At 69.9% G+C, this 13,954-nt stretch carries 10 protein-coding genes and 1 pseudogene; 3 read left to right on the plus strand and 8 right to left on the minus strand.

Annotated features, from left to right (window positions below; translation table 11 throughout):
- Positions 1 to 7 precede the first annotated feature (7 nt).
- Positions 8 to 1,981 carry an alpha-glucuronidase gene (locus ABT063_RS32625; RefSeq protein WP_351063348.1) on the plus strand — a complete coding sequence of 658 codons (1,974 nt, stop codon included), beginning with the start codon at positions 8 to 10 and terminating at the stop codon, positions 1,979 to 1,981.
- Between the two features lie 7 nt (positions 1,982 to 1,988).
- Here the strand turns inward: ABT063_RS32625 and ABT063_RS32630 are convergent, their stop codons facing one another.
- From ABT063_RS32630 to ABT063_RS32650, 5 genes are all read right to left on the minus strand, one after another.
- Positions 1,989 to 4,001, minus strand: a complete 2,013-nt coding sequence (locus ABT063_RS32630; protein ID WP_351063349.1) for a beta-galactosidase — start codon at positions 3,999 to 4,001, stop codon at positions 1,989 to 1,991.
- Positions 3,998 to 4,687: a YesL family protein gene (locus ABT063_RS32635; RefSeq protein ID WP_351063393.1), complete on the minus strand. Its 690-nt coding sequence runs from the start codon at positions 4,685 to 4,687 to the stop codon at positions 3,998 to 4,000. The genes ABT063_RS32630 and ABT063_RS32635 overlap by 4 nt, the downstream gene beginning before the upstream one ends.
- A gap of 80 nt (positions 4,688 to 4,767) precedes the next feature.
- Positions 4,768 to 6,423, minus strand: a complete 1,656-nt coding sequence (locus tag ABT063_RS32640; RefSeq protein WP_351063351.1) for an ABC transporter substrate-binding protein — start codon at positions 6,421 to 6,423, stop codon at positions 4,768 to 4,770.
- A 104-nt stretch (positions 6,424 to 6,527) separates the two neighbouring features.
- Positions 6,528 to 7,409 carry a carbohydrate ABC transporter permease gene (locus tag ABT063_RS32645; RefSeq protein ID WP_351063353.1) on the minus strand — a complete coding sequence of 294 codons (882 nt, stop codon included), beginning with the start codon at positions 7,407 to 7,409 and terminating at the stop codon, positions 6,528 to 6,530.
- Entirely contained in the window at positions 7,403 to 8,398 is a 996-nt protein-coding gene (locus tag ABT063_RS32650) for an ABC transporter permease (RefSeq protein WP_351063355.1), read from the minus strand. Before ABT063_RS32650 ends, ABT063_RS32645 begins: the two co-directional genes overlap by 7 nt.
- 268 nt (positions 8,399 to 8,666) lie before the next feature.
- Between ABT063_RS32650 and ABT063_RS32655 the strand changes: the two genes are divergently transcribed.
- Complete coding sequence (locus ABT063_RS32655) at positions 8,667 to 9,701, plus strand: acetylxylan esterase (protein WP_351063357.1); 1,035 nt, start codon at positions 8,667 to 8,669, stop codon at positions 9,699 to 9,701.
- A 218-nt stretch (positions 9,702 to 9,919) separates the two neighbouring features.
- Here ABT063_RS32655 and ABT063_RS32660 read toward each other — a convergent pair whose 3' ends face one another.
- Complete coding sequence (locus ABT063_RS32660; RefSeq protein ID WP_351063359.1) at positions 9,920 to 11,017, minus strand: lytic polysaccharide monooxygenase auxiliary activity family 9 protein; 1,098 nt, start codon at positions 11,015 to 11,017, stop codon at positions 9,920 to 9,922.
- A 374-nt stretch (positions 11,018 to 11,391) separates the two neighbouring features.
- On the opposite strand from ABT063_RS32660, the pseudogene ABT063_RS32665 reads away from it, so the two are divergent.
- Positions 11,392 to 12,066, plus strand: a pseudogene (locus ABT063_RS32665) (IS200/IS605 family accessory protein TnpB-related protein); the annotation flags it as partial.
- A 165-nt stretch (positions 12,067 to 12,231) separates the two neighbouring features.
- Here the strand turns inward: ABT063_RS32665 and ABT063_RS32670 are convergent.
- Together ABT063_RS32670 and ABT063_RS32675 are read right to left on the minus strand one after the other, a co-directional pair.
- Positions 12,232 to 13,815 carry an ATP-binding protein gene (locus ABT063_RS32670; protein ID WP_351063361.1) on the minus strand — a complete coding sequence of 528 codons (1,584 nt, stop codon included), beginning with the start codon at positions 13,813 to 13,815 and terminating at the stop codon, positions 12,232 to 12,234.
- Positions 13,812 to 13,937, minus strand: a complete 126-nt coding sequence (locus tag ABT063_RS32675) for a hypothetical protein (RefSeq protein WP_351063363.1) — start codon at positions 13,935 to 13,937, stop codon at positions 13,812 to 13,814. Before ABT063_RS32675 ends, ABT063_RS32670 begins: the two co-directional genes overlap by 4 nt.
- Between the last annotated feature and the right edge of the window lie 17 nt (positions 13,938 to 13,954).

A 13,954-nucleotide genomic window follows, 5' to 3' on the forward strand; every position in this document is an offset into this window, starting at 1 on the left:
GAGTCCCATGTCGCTTCCCGTGCCGGTCCTGCCCGACGGTGTCGACCCCGCGTGGCTGCCGCCCGCCGCCTTCCGGGCGGTCGGCACCCGGCGCACGCTGATCCGGGGGTCGGGACCGCTGGTGGAGACGGTGCACGGGGAAGTGACTCAGGCCTGCGCCCGGTTCGGTGGTCGTGTGGACCGCGACCCCGAGCCGGGTTCCGGCACGTCGTACGACCTCGTGCTGGAGCCGGCCGGCACCGACGACTCGGAGGCGTTCACCTACGAGCGCGCGGGCAGCCGTACGACCGTCACCGCGTCGGGACAGGCCGGGCTCCTGTACGGGTTCTTCCATGTCGTACGGCTCGGCGAGGACGCCTTCCGCGGTGAGCGCCCGCGGGAAGCGCACCGTCCGGCACTGGCGCTGCGGATGCTGGACCACTGGGACAACGTGGCCGTGCACCCGGTCATGGGGCAGGTGGAGCGCGGGTACGCCGGAGGGTCGCTGTTCTGGCAGGACGGGCGGGCGCGCGGTGACCTGGAGCGGGTACGGGCGTACGGCAGGCTGCTGGCGGCCTGCGGAATCAACGCCGTGGCGGTGAACAACGTCAACGTGCACGAGACCGAGGCGCACCTGCTCACCGACCGGATCGGTGAAGTCGCCGAGATCGCGGGCGCGTTGAGACCGTACGGCATCAGGACGCATCTGTCGGTGAGCTTCGCCGCGCCCATGGTCCTCGGCGGGCCGGCCACGGCCGATCCGCTGGACGCCTCGGTGCGCGCCTGGTGGGCCGAGACGACACGGCGGGTCTACCACGAGATCGAGGACTTCGGCGGATACGTCGTCAAGGCGGACTCCGAGGGCCAGCCGGGGCCGTTCGCGTACGGCCGCACTCACGCCGACGGGGCGAACATGCTGGCCGCGGCGCTCGAACCGTACGGCGGCACGGTCCACTGGCGAGCCTTCGTCTACAACCACCGCCAGGACTGGCGGGACCGCACGACCGACCGGGCGCGGGCGGCGTACGACCACTTCGTGCCCCTGGACGGGCAGTTCGCGCCGAACGCGGTGCTCCAGGTCAAGCACGGGCCGGTGGACTTCCAGGTGCGGGAGCCGGTGTCCCCGCTGATCGGCGCGATGCCGCGCACGCGGCTGGCGGTGGAGGTGCAGGCCACGCAGGAGTACACCGGGCAGCAGCGGCACGTGTGCTGGCTGGGGCCGATGTGGAGCGAGGTGTTGCGATTCCGGCCCGCCGGGGAGGCGAGCGTCGGGCAGCTGGCGGGCGGGCTCGTGGCCGTGTCCAACGTCGGCGACGACCCGTTCTGGACCGGGCATCCGCTCGCCCAGGCGAACCTCTACACCTTCGGGCGGCTGGCATGGCAGCCGGACGCGGCTCCGGACGGCGTTCTCGACGAGTGGATCCGGCTCACCTTCGGGACGGGTCCGGCGGCGGGGCCGCGCGCGGTGCTGGACGGTTCGTGGCGGACGTACGAGAAGTACACCGCGCCGCTCGGGGTGGGCTTCATGGTGCAGCCGGGGCACCACTACGGGCCGAGCGTGGACGGATACGAGTACAGCCCGTGGGGGACCTATCACTTCGCCGACCGGGACGGGGTCGGGGTCGACCGCAGCTGCGCCACCGGCACCGGGTACGCGGGGCAGTACGCCAAGCCGTGGGCCGAACTGTACGAGTCGCCGGACACCTGCCCCGACGAACTGCTGCTGTTCTTCCACCACGTGTCGTACGGGCATGTGCTGCAGAGCGGCAAGACGGTGATCCAGCACATCTACGACACGCATTTCGAGGGCGTGGCGGAGGTGGAGGAGGCCCGGGAGGTGTGGGCCTCGCTGGCCGGTCTGGTGAACCCGGCGCGCCACGCGCGGGTGACGGAGCGGTTCGAGGAGCAGCTCCGCAGCGCCCGCGAGTGGCGCGATCAGGTCAACAGCTACTTCTTCCGGAAGTCGGGTGTGCCCGACGCACATGGGCGCCGGATCTACTGAACCGCATCTACTGAATGAGCAGAATCGCTGTGCCCAGCGGATCGAGGGTCAGGGGTTCGCCCTCCTCGACCCGCTTGCCGGTCAGCAGGTCGGTGGCGGTGGTGTGCGCGGTCAGGCGGGCCGGCTCGGGTGCGTGGTTGAGGAGGAAGAGGAGCCGGGTGCCGTCGGCGGTGACGCGGGTCGCGGTCTCCAGGTCTGTGTGCTCGGGATACGGGCCGATCAGGTCGTGGCGGGCCAGGATGCGCCGGATCACCTGGTCGACGCCTGGCTGGTCGAGCGCGGTGGCGACGTACCAGCCCTCGCCGTCGCCGAATCGGTTGCGGGTCACGGCGGGGGTGCCCGCGTAGAAGTCGGTGCCGTACGTGGCGACCGGCTCGGCGCCCCGTGGCAGCACGATCTCGAAGACGAGCCGGGCCTCGGCCGACAGCTCAGGGACGGTCTGGAGGAACTCCGGCGGGCGGGAGTCCCATTCGTCGACGCGGACGCCCATGAGAGGGGCGAGCGGGCCGGGCACGTCGGTGAGGAAGGCGCGGTCGTGTTCGTCGACCCGGCCGGAGAGGAAGGTGGTGAGGACGGTGCCGCCGCGTGCGGCGACGGCTTCGAGGCGGGTGGCCAGGTCGCCCTTGACCATGTGCAGGGCGGGGGCGAGGACCACGTCGTAGGACGTGAGGTCGGCGGTCTGCGGGATGACGTCGAGGTCGGCGCCGGCCGCGCGGGCGGCCCGGTAGTAGGCGTGGACCACCTCCTGGTAGCGGACCAGGCGTGAGGGGCCGTCGGAGATCTCCAGGGCCCACCAGCTGTCCCAGTCGAAGATCAGCGCGGTACGGGCAGGAGTCCGGGCGCCGAGGGTGCTGGAGCCCAGAAGCTCCAACTCCCGTCCCAGATCGGCAACTTCGCGGAACACGCGGGTGTCGTCGCGGCCCGCGTGGCCGATGACCGCCCCGTGGTACTTCTCGCAGGCTCCGCGCGAGGCGCGCATCTGGAAGTACAGGGCCGCGTCCGCGCCGTGCGCGATGGCCTGGAAGGTGGCGAGGCGCAGCTCCCCCGGCCTCCGCAGCGGGTTGACGTCACGGCAGGCGGTGGTGGACGGGGTCTGCTCCATCAGCCAGAAGGGGGCGCCGTCCTTCAGGCCGCGCATCAGGTCGTGGGCGAGGGCGGGCCAGGTCGGCGGGGCGTCGAGGGGCGGGTAGCTGTCCCAGGAGGCGAAGTCGAGGTGGGGCGCCCAGCGGTGGTAGTCGAGGGGGCGAAACATGCCCATGAAGTTGGTGGTGACGGGCGTGTCGAGGTCATGGGCGCGGATCACCTCCTTCTCGGCGAGGAAGCAGCCGAGCAGGGCGTCGGTGGTGAAGCGGAAGTAGTCGAGGGTGGTGCCCTGGAAGGCGGTGTGGTCGGGGCCGCGCCAGTGTTCGGTGAGGGCGTTCGGAGGCTCGATCTCTTCCCAGGTGGTGTAGCGGTGGGACCAGAAGGTGGTGCACCAGGCGTCGTTGAGGGCGTCGAGGGTGGCGTACTTGTCCCTGAGCCATTCCCTGAACGCCTCGGCGCACAGATCGCAGTAACAGGCGCCGCCGTACTCGTTGTTGATGTGCCAGGCGAGCAACGCCGGGTGCCGCGCGTACCGTTCGGCGAGCCGGGCGGCCATCTCCGTGGCGAGGCGGCGGTATGCCGGTGAGCTGGGGCAGAAGTTGTGGCGCTGGCCGTAGCGGTGGCGGCGGCCCTCGAAGTCGGTGCGGTTGACCTCGGGGTACTTCTTCGCCAGCCAGGGCGGGAGGGCGGCGGTGCCGGTGGCCAGGCAGACCTGGCGGCCCTCGGCGGCGGCCCGGTCCAGGATGCGGTCCAGGATCGCGAAGTCGTAGGTCTCCTCGGCCGGTTGGGTCAGCGACCAGGAGAAGACGCCGACGGTGAGGGTGTCGATGCCGGCCCGGGTGAACAGGCGGTGGTCCTCGTCCCGGACCGGCTCCGGCCACTGCTCCGGGTTGTAGTCACCGCCGTACGGGATCTTGGGGGTACCGGGCACGGTCATGCGGTGAAGTCCTCCTGGGTCTCGGCGATCACCGGGCGGCTGCTGTGCAGCAAGGAGAGCAGCAGCGGGGCGGCCAGCAGGGCGGGCAGGGCCTCGGTGAGCAGGGCGGTCAGTCCGGCGGCCAGGACGAGCAGCGAGGCGGCGCCCAGGGTGGCGCGGCCGTGCCGGAGCAGGAAGTAACCGGACAGACGGGCGGTGTCGCGGGCGCGGAAGGTGAACAGGGAGGTGAGGACGAGCGCGTGCGCGCCCCAGAGGAGGGAGCCGGCCCCGACGGCTCCGAGGAGTACCGCCCACCAGCCGGGCAGTCCGGTGGCGGAGAAGTGGGTCAGTGTGAAGGCGATGACGGTGAGCCAGGCGAGCAGAGGCGCCCACAGCTTCAGGGACGGTAAGGCGTTCAGGCGCCAGCCGCGCCAGTAGGTGCGGGCCGGGTGCAGGTCGGTGAGGTCGCGGTCGCGGTGGTGGAGGGCGTACAGCGCGGCGGACAGGGCCGGGCCGAGGGGCAGCAGGCATACGGCGGCCAGGGGGAGGTTGGAGGCGTCGGCGCCCAGCAGCAACAGCCCGGCCAGTCCCGGTGCGGCGGCGACGAGCAGCAGCGCCTCGACGGTGACCATGGTGTGGATCAGGGCGGCGGCCCGGGAGAGGGGGCCGTCGCCGAAGGCGGTGGAGGTGGGTGCGGGTGTGCTCACTGCGGCTCCGTTCCGAGCGGCCGCCGCCCGTCCCGCCACGGCGTCGGTGAGCCGGCCGCTCGGCCCGGTCGGCACACGGATCACCCGGTCTCCTTCTGGAAGCGGTCCAGCGCCTTGTTGTGCAGGTCGACGAGCTGATCCATGTTCTTGGCCTTCAGCTCGGCGACATACGCGTCCCATTCGGACAGCGGACGCTTGCCGAGGGCGAACTTGAGCGTGTTCTGGGTGACGTGGTCCCTGAGCGGGGTGTCCCAGAGCGTCGCCTGTTCCTGCTCGACGGACTGGAGCGGGTGGGCCGGGTCGATGGGCAGTTGTTCGCGCTGGGCCATGGCGTCCTGGAACTTCTTCTCGTCCGGGCTGAAGGAGGAGGAGACCAGCGCCCAGCTGCCGCCGTAGGTGAAGACGCCGTTGAAGAAGCCGTAGTCCTTCTGTAGATCCTTCGGGGCGTCCGGGTCGGAGCCCATGAGGCTGATGCCGGGCTCCAGCTCGAACCGGCCGCCGGACTCGGTGTAGGTGACGCCCTCGACGCCCCACTTGCAGAACTTCTGGCCCTCGTCCGAGTACCAGAGCCAGTCCACGAACTGCATCATCGCGACGAAGCTGTCGCTCTTGAGAGCCTTGCTGGAGATCATGACTCCGTTCTCCAGCCGGGTGCCGCCCATCACCACCGGGCCCGCCGGTCCGAGCGGCACCGGCACCATCTCGATCTTCGCGCCCCTGACCTGCCTCTCCAGGTCGTAGCGGTACTTCTGCACCAGCTCCTGCGGGTTGGCGCTGATCGCGAAGGACTTCTCGCCCAGCAGCTTCTGCACGGCAGCGTCGTCGGTCTGGGTGAAGCTCTCCGGATCCATCAGCTTCTCGGCGACGAGTTTTCTCAGGTACTCGATCATCTGGCGGAAGCCGTCCGTCGCGCCGGTGAAGACGAACTCCTTCGCGTTGGAGTCGAAGCTGATGTTGTCGTACGTCCAGCCCGCCTTGACGCCGTATGCCTGGCCGAGGTAGCTGAGCAGGGCGGCGCAGGGATAGGGGGTGTTGGTGCTCCAGCGGTCGGAGAAGGGGTAGCGGTCGGGGTACTCCTCCTTGATCGCCTTGAAGACGGTGTACACCTCGTCCCAGCTGGTGGGCAGGGACAGGCCCAGCTTGTCGAGGACGTCCGTGCGGAAGGACATCGAGTATCCGGACTTGGGCCTCTCGTGCAGGCCGGGCAGCAGGTAGTACTTGCCGTCGGACTGCCGGATCGAGTCGAGCTCGGGCTCCAGGCGCCACTTCTTCACCTTGGCCCGGTAGTTGGGCATCAGGTGCACGTAGTCGCTCACCGGGAGGATCGCGCCCGACGACACGAACGCGGCCTCCGCCGGGTGGTAGGTCTTGGGGATCAGGAACGGGGCGTCGCCCGCGCCGATGAGGACGCTGCGCTTCTTCTCGTAGTCGACCAGGGGGACGTCGACGGGCTTGAAGGTGACACCGGTGCGCTTGGTGACCTCCCTCCAGAACAGCCAGCTGTTCTTCATCGGATAGACCGGGTTGTTGTTGTGCAGGACCGAGAAGGACAGTGGCTTGGCCGCCTTGAACTGCTGGCCGGCGCGGTACTCCTTCATCGCGCCGTTCTGCTTCTTCGACAGGTCCTTGCTGTCCCCGCCTTCCTCGCCGCTGCCGCAGCCGGTGAGGGTGGCGAGGCCTATGAAACCTGCGGCGGAAAGGATCTGACGCCTCGACAACTTCCCTGAGTTCTGCACGGAGACTCCTTTGTTCCGTAAGCGACAATTCCTGAGCGACAATTTCTGAGCGACATCCAGAGCGACATTCCTAGGCGGCATGCCGTAAGCGATATGAGGGAGCGTCAGCCCTTGACCGCGCCGAGCATCACGCCCGAGACGAAGTAGCGCTGGACGAACGGGTACACGCAGAGGATCGGCAGCGCGGTGAGCACGATCGTGACCGACTGGATGTTCGCCCCGACCTGGCTGAGCTGCTCCGTGGCGGCGCCGGCGTTGCCACCCGTGGTGGCGCCCGAGATGAGGTTGCGCAGGTAGACGGTGGCCGGCATGAGTTCGGTCTTGTCCATGTACAGGAACGCGCTGAACCAGGAGTTCCAGAAGGACACCGAGTAGAACAGCACCATCGTCGCGACCACCGCCTTGGACAGGGGCAGCACGATCCGCAGCAGGATGCCGTACGTGCTCAGGCCGTCGATCTGCGCGGCCTCCTCCAGATCGGTGGGCAGGCTCTCGAAGAAGGCCTTCATCACCAGGAGGTTGAAGACGCTGATGGCGTTGGGGAGCGCTATCGCCCAGACACTGTTCTTCAGGCCGAGGCTGGTGACCAGGACGTAGTTGGGGATCAGGCCACCGGTGAAGAACATGGTGAACACGGCGACGCCCACCAGCACGCCGCGCCCCTTGAGGTTCTTCTTGGACAGGACGTAGGCGTAACACGTCGTCAGGACCATGGCGACGGCGGTGGCCACCACCGTGTACAGCACGGTGTTGCCGTAGTTCCGCCAGAACATCGAGTCCTGGAACACGATCTTGTACGTGGTGAGGTTGAAACCCTTGGGCCACAACGTCACTTCACCGGCCCGGATCTGCCGTTCCGAGCTGAACGAGCGGGCGATGATGTTCACGAACGGGTACAGGGTGACGACCACGACCAGGGTGAGGATCACCCCGTTGACGCCCTGGAAGACCCGGTAACCACGTGTGGGCCGGTTGACGCTCACCACAGGCTCGTCCCCACTGTGCGGCGCGAGAGCTGGTTGGCGGACGTGATCAGCACCAGGCCGATGATCGCCTCGAACAGGCCGATGGCGGCGGCGTAACTGAAGCTGTTCGACTCGACACCGGCGCGGTAGAGGTACGTCGAGACCACGTCGGCGGTCGGATACGTCAGCGGGTTGTACAGCAGCAGGACCTTCTCGAAGCCGACCGCCAGGAACGTGCCGATGTTGAGGATCAGCAGCGTGATCATGGTGGGGCGGATGCCGGGCAGGGTGACGTGCCAGATCTGCTGCCAGCGGTTGGCGCCGTCGATGCGCGCGGCCTCGTACAGGTCCTCGTCGATCGTGGTGAGCGCGGCGAGGTAGAGGATCGTGCCCCAGCCGGCGGTCTGCCAGATCTCCGAGCCGACGTAGATCGTGCGGAACCACTCCGGTTCCTGGATGAAGCGGATCGGATCGTGGCCGAACCAGCCCAGGATGTGGTTGACCGGCCCGTCAGTGGCGAGCATCTGCATGGTGATGCCCGCGACGATCACGATCGACAGGAAGTGCGGAAGGTACGACACCGACTGCACGAACCGCTTCAATGACCGCCGGCGCACCTCGTTCAGCAGCAGCGCCAGCACGATCGGGATCGGGAAGCAGAAGACGAGCGTCAGTCCGCCGAGCCACAAGGTGTTCTGGAACACCTGCCAGAAGGTGGGATCGGTGAGGAACATGCGCACATAGCGCAGCCCCACCCACTGCTCGCCGAAGATCGAGCCGCCCGGCTCGAAACGCCGGAAGGCGATCACGTTGCCGATCATCGGCAGATAGCGGAAGACCAGGAAGAACAGCAGCGGCAGGATCGCCAGCGAGTACAGCTGCCAGTCACGGCGCAGCGCCCGCCGCCAGCCGGTGCGCGCGGGCTTGCGCGTACGGCGACGGGGTGCGGCTCTGGCCGGCGGTGGGTCCTGGGTGCCCGGCGGTGGGGCCGACGTGGTGGACGTGCTCATGCTCGGGCCTCCCGTGGCATGGGACGCGGAACCGAAACTTTCGAGCTCTTACCGGTAACTTCGCGGCAACTTAGGGGCAGCAGAAAGCGCTGTCAATGGGGGATGCACGCGGGAATCTTGGGGCCACAAGACGGTTGTGCCGCCCTGGATTCACCTCGGTGCGAGGGTGGAAGAGATGAATGGATCGGCGCGGTCACGCCGGAACTTTCTGCTCTGCGACCGCAACGATCGGACCGAGCCGCCCCGTTGACGCCTGTGAGGTGCCGCCGTGCCCGCGTTCGACCTGCCGTTGAAAGAGCTCGAGCAGTACCGACCGGAGCCCGAAGAGCCCGTCGACTTCGACGAGTTCTGGCGGGCCACGCTGAAGGAGGCCGGGCAGACGGACCCGGTGGTCTCGGTGCGGCCGGTGCGGACCGGCCTGCGGCTGACGGAGACCTGGGACGTGACCTTCCGCGGCTTCGCCGGCGATCCGGTCCGCGCCTGGTACAGCCTCCCCCACTCTCGGCTTCGCTCGAGCGGGGGGACCCCCATGACCGGCGTGCGCGAACCGCTGCCGGCGGTCGTCGAGTACGCGGGCTACGGCCGCGGGCGCGGCCTCCCCCACGAGCGGCTGACCTGGGTGAACGCCGGGTACGCGCACCTGCTGATGGACAACCGCGGCCAGGGCGACCAGTACGGCTGCGGCGGCGACACCCCGGACCCGCACGCGGGCGCGCCGGGCGGCCCGGGGCCCGCGGTACGGGGCCTGCTCGCCCCGCAGGACTACCACTACCGGCGCCTGATCACGGACGCGGTACGGGCGGTGGCGACGGTGCGCGCGCTGCCGGGGGTGGACGGTTCACGGGTCGCGGCCGTCGGCAACAGCCAGGGCGGCGGCCTCGCCCTGGCCGTCGCCGGACTGGTCCCCGACCTGGCGGCGGCACTGATCACCGCGCCGCTGCTGTGCGGCATCCGGCGCGCGCTGGATCTCACCGACACGAGCCCGTACGGCGAGATCACCGCGTATCTGTCGGTGCACCGGGGCGCCGAGCAGGCCGCCCATCACTCGCTCGCGTACATGGAGGGCATCTCCTTCGCCCGGCGCGCGCAGGCACCGGCGCACTTCGGAGTGGGCCTGCGCGACGCGGTGTGCCCGCCGAGCGGGGCGTACGCGGCGTTCAACCGGTACGGGGAGTTGGCCGCCGAGGACCCCCGCAAGGAGATCCACGCCTATCCGTACAACGGCCACGAGGGCGGCGACGCGGTGCATGTGCGCCGCCAACTGGACTGGCTGGCGGAGGAGTTCAGCCCGGAGCGAGCGTGAGCACATGCGGCACCCGGTCCCGGGGCAACTGGCTTGACGTCGTTGTCCGTTGACGCGATAGAGTCAGGCGCAGGCCACTCGACAACGTTGTCGCACCACGGTCTCCCCCAAGCCGACACCATCCGACCGGGCGTTCTCCCCCCTCCCCCGGCCGGCTCGCGGACCCGGTGGCGCACCGCCCACCGGGTCCGCCCCGAGCGGAGGTTCAGTACGGCGGTTCAGCCGACCCGGCAGGGCAGGGCCGTCGCCGTATCACCGCCGGATCCGGAGACGACGTAGCCGAACGTCGTGCTCTCCCCCGGATCCAGCGAGCCGTTCCAGTTGGCGTTGTGGACCATCACGTTCTGCCCGGTGTAAGTCGCGTTGCCGCTCCACAGGCTCTCGACCTTCTGGCCGCTCGGCAGCGTCCAGTCGACCATCCAGCCCAGCATCGGGACGTCGCCGGAGTTGGTGACGGTCACCTCGGACTGGTAGCCGCCGTTCCAACTGCCGGTCGTCTTACGGGTGGCCGTGCAGGTGCCCGGCACCGGTTCGGTCGGGTTGCCCGGGTCGCGGATGCCGGTGACCTCGCCGTTTCCGCCGTCGAAGACGATGTCGGAGCAGGAGTAGAAGGTCTCCTGGCTGTCCGAGCGCTGCCAGACCATGTAGATGATGTGCCGCCCGGACTTGTCGGCGGGGAGCTTGCCGGTCCAGGAGTAGTTGGCCTCGACCGTGCCCGGGCTGCCGTTGAGCGGCGGGTGGTCGACGCTCAGGAACGGCTGGTCCTCCATGTCGCCCCAGGTGAGGGTCTGCTTGGGATCGAAGCCGTCCTTGGTGATGTAGACGTAGAACCAACCGGGGTGCGCGGCCCAGGCGTTGTAGGAGAAGTCGACCGTCGCGCCCGAGGTGAGGTGGGTGAGCGGCCAGTCGTCGCGGGGCGCGTTGAAGCCGGTGAAGTTGGTGTTGCCGCCGCTGCACAACTGGCCGTCCGGCACGAAGCCGCGGGTGCGGCCCGCGCCGTCCGAGCGCAGCACCGAGAACCAGTTGTAGAACGGCGTGGTGCCGCTGACCTGCTGGGCGTTCTTGCAGGCGGGGTTGACCGGCTTGATCTCACCGGTGTCGGTCAGGCCGTCCTGCCAGCACAGGAAGGTACGGCTGCCGGGCTTCATCGGAGTGCCGTGGGCCTCCGCCTCGCCGCCGGCCGTGACGACCAGGCTGAGCGCGGGGATGGTGGCGAACAGGGCCACCAGGACGAGGAAGAGGGATCTGGCACGGGTGGGGGCCAGTAATCGGCGCGGGGAGTCCGGGGACTTCACCGGGGTTCTTGTCAGGATCATGACAGATCAGTCCGTTCCTTGAGGTACGGGCCGTGTGGATGCGTGTGTGCGGATGCGGGGGTGGGAGCGGGCCCGGCCGGGCGGGTTCCGGTCCACCCTTGTGGGAGCGCTCCCACCCCTCTGTCTGGGGAAGCTAGCGCTGTGCGGCTCAGTTGTAAACGCTTGGCGCACCAGGCCTGACGCCGCGTCAGCCGACACCGGCGCCGAGGCGGGGAGACGCAGGTCGCGCTCGTCCATGTCACAGGGCGTTGGGCTACCCCGCCTCAGGGGTTCGAACTGCTGCCGCTTGACCGTGCACAAGCGCGCATTGGCGAGTGTGAGTCAGTGCCCGTGCTGTCGACGAACGTGCGCGGACGGGCTTCGGAGGGAGGTTCGCCCGTGGGGTGGTGGCGGTGGCGGTGGACATGAACGACGACCACCTCGCCGCCTGGCAGCTCGACATCCACGGCGACCCGGTCGGCGAACCGGGGCGTTTCTTCTACGATCTGTCGGGCAGCGCCTCGCAGCGGGACGCCCAGATCCGGCATGCGCTGACCCGCCTGCTTGCACCACACCCGCCGCAGCGGTGCCGCCGCCATCGCCGTCGAGAACCTCGACTTCACCGACGGAAAGTCCCGGGAGAGGTACGGCCGCAACAAGCGCTTCCGCCGTCTGATCTCCCGCTTCCCCACCGCGCGGCTGAAGGCCCGGCTGGTGTCGATGGCCGCCGAGCAGGGCGTTACGCTCGTCGCGGTCGACCCGGCCTACACCTCGAAGTGGGACGCCCAGCACTGGCAGCAGCCCCACCGGCAAGAACCGCAAGACCACTCGCCACGACGCGGCAGCCGTGGCGATCGGAGGGCGCGCCCTCGGGCATCCGATCCGGCGACGGACGGCACCGCCCCGCAACGACCAGAGCGATCGTTGCGGGCATCGGACCGCCCAGGCCGGACCGGAGACCCGGCGGCGTGAGGGGTCCCGCCCCCGCATCCCCGGACCACGCACCAGATGCGCGCCGCCCGGACGCGGAGCGAACGCGGGCGACCTGGGGGTACCTCCCACGCCCTTAAGGCAGTGGGGGAGCGCCCAACACCGTTCGGCGCACGCGGCTGAGCATGCATCCTGGCAGCAGGACTCACTCCCACTCAGCCTTTGACAACGGTGTAGCCACCGACGGCCACGCGCGCCCCGTAGGAGTCAGCTCACCAACTGCTGGTACCGGGCGCGCGTCCGGCTCACCGGAGGGAAGCCCTGGCCCCCTCCGTCACCGGATCCACTCGCGTCACCGTTGCCGTGTTCCCCGCCGTCGGCAATTCCACCGTGAACTCCGTACACCCCGGGACGCTGTCCACCTCGATGCGTCCCCCGTGCGCCGCCATGATCGCCGCCGCGACGGCCAGACCCAGGCCCGAGCCACCCTGCCTGGCATCCGCGCGGGAGCGGGACGTGTCGGCACGAGTGAAGCGTTCGAAGACCGTGGGGAGGAGGGATGGCGGGATGCCGGGGCCGTCGTCGCGGACACGGATGACGCGGCGGGCGGGTGTGGTTTCGACGGAGGCCACCACCGTCGTGCCAACAGGTGTGTGCATACGCGCGTTGGCCAACAGGTTGGCCACCACCTGGTGGAGTCGGGCCTGGTCGCCGGCGACCAGCGCGGGGGCGTCGAGGCGCAGTTCCAGCTGCCAGTCGTGGCCGCCGCCCGCCGCCCGCGCTGCCCACACCGCCTCCGCGACCAGCGCCGCCAGGTCCACCTCGGCGGACTGCAACGGCCGGCCCTCGTCGAGCCGGGCCAGCAGGAGGAGGTCCTCGACCAGGCCGGTCATGCGGGCCGACTCGGCGGAGACGCGGCTCCAGGCGAGGACCGGCTCGATCGGGCTCGTGCCGCGGGTCATCAGTTCCGCGTATCCGGCGATGGACGCGAGCGGCGTGCGCAGTTCATGGCTGGCGTCGGAGAGGAAGCGGCGCATGCGTTCCTCGCCGCGGCGCACCCGCTCCTCGCTGCGCCGGCGCTCGGCGATCTGGGACTCGACGTGGTCGATCATCCGGTTGAGGGCGGCACCGACCTGCCCGACCTCGCTGCCGGGGTCGGTGTCCCGGGCGGGTACGCGGGCGAGGCCGGTGACCTCGGCCCGGTCCAGCTGTGCGCGGGAGACCTCGGTTGCGGTGGCGGCGACCCGGCGGAGGGGACGCAGTTGCCGCCGTACGACCACCCCGCAGACGCAGCCCGCGACGGCGAGCCCGGCGCCGGCGACGACTCCCTCTACCGCTACGAGCCTGCTGATCAGGTGCTCCACGTCGTCCATCGGGAGGCCGGTCAGGACGCGGACCCCGTCGTCGGCCAGCGCGGCGACCCGGTAGGTGCCGAGGCCGGGGACGGTCCGGGTGTGCCGGGAACCGTCGGTCGCGATGCCCGCCAGGGCGGTGCGCTGGGCTGTGGTGAGGGACCGCGGTACGGCGTCGTGCCTGACGACCGCCCCGGTGAGAACCGTGCCGTCGTCGTCGAGCCGGGCGGCGAGCAGACCGGCCGGGTGACCGGTGTCGTCGAGGAAGGTCAGGTCGTCCTCGATGTCCGGCTGCCGCGCGGCACCGTCCAGTCCACGCTCGGCGGCGTTGGTGATCCTGTCGTCCAAGTCGCCCATCAGATAGGCCCGTTGGGCGAAGGCTGTGGTGATCGCCGTCGCGGCGCATACGGCGACGAGGGTGGCGCCGATGCAGAGCAGCAGGCGGGTGCGGAGGGAGTGCGTGCGCGGGACACGGCCCTGACGGGCGGTCCCCGCTCGTCGCGGGCGCGGGCTCGGGCTCGGTCCGGTGGCGGTCATCTCCCGGCCTCCGTCGGCCCGATGGTGCGGCCCAGCCCGCGGTCGGTGTGGGTGGGGGCGGGCTCACCGTCGACGACGAGCCCGCGGACGCGGCCGGTTCGGGACCGGGAAGTGCCAGACATGTCTCGATACTGTCCCC

Source organism: Streptomyces sp. NPDC002838 (assembly GCF_040295365.1).
GTDB lineage: Bacteria > Actinomycetota > Actinomycetes > Streptomycetales > Streptomycetaceae > Streptomyces.